The sequence below is a fragment of the Psychrobacter sp. 16-MNA-CIBAN-0192 genome, from assembly GCF_040309565.1.
GTDB lineage: Bacteria > Pseudomonadota > Gammaproteobacteria > Pseudomonadales > Moraxellaceae > Psychrobacter.
Genome location: NZ_JBEOOX010000676.1, coordinates 1 through 240, shown reverse-complemented (window position 1 = coordinate 240; position 240 = coordinate 1). Strand labels below are relative to the sequence as shown.

At 46.7% G+C, this 240-nt stretch carries 1 protein-coding gene; it reads right to left on the bottom strand.

Annotated elements, in window-relative coordinates:
- Positions 1-15: 15 nt before the first annotated feature.
- A partial coding sequence (locus tag AAEY78_RS14820; protein WP_352340242.1) for a hypothetical protein occupies positions 16-240 on the bottom strand: 225 nt, incomplete at its 5' end.

Sequence of the window (240 nt, the reverse complement as noted above, 5' to 3'; positions counted from 1 at the left end):
CATATGCGGGTTGTTTCATGGTAATCGAACCTCGACACCAATCCCTATGGGTAAGTTTTGATCGCTCGGTAAGTCAATCTCAGTTAAATACATTAACCGGGCACGATCTCGCTCGTTCAGTGCGAAGTAGGGCGTAAAAGCTGGAGTACTTCGAATGTTACGCACGGTTCCCATGACAGGTTGTTCTTGACCATCAATCCATACCGCTACTGTGTCTCCTTGGCTAATTTTACCCAAAGC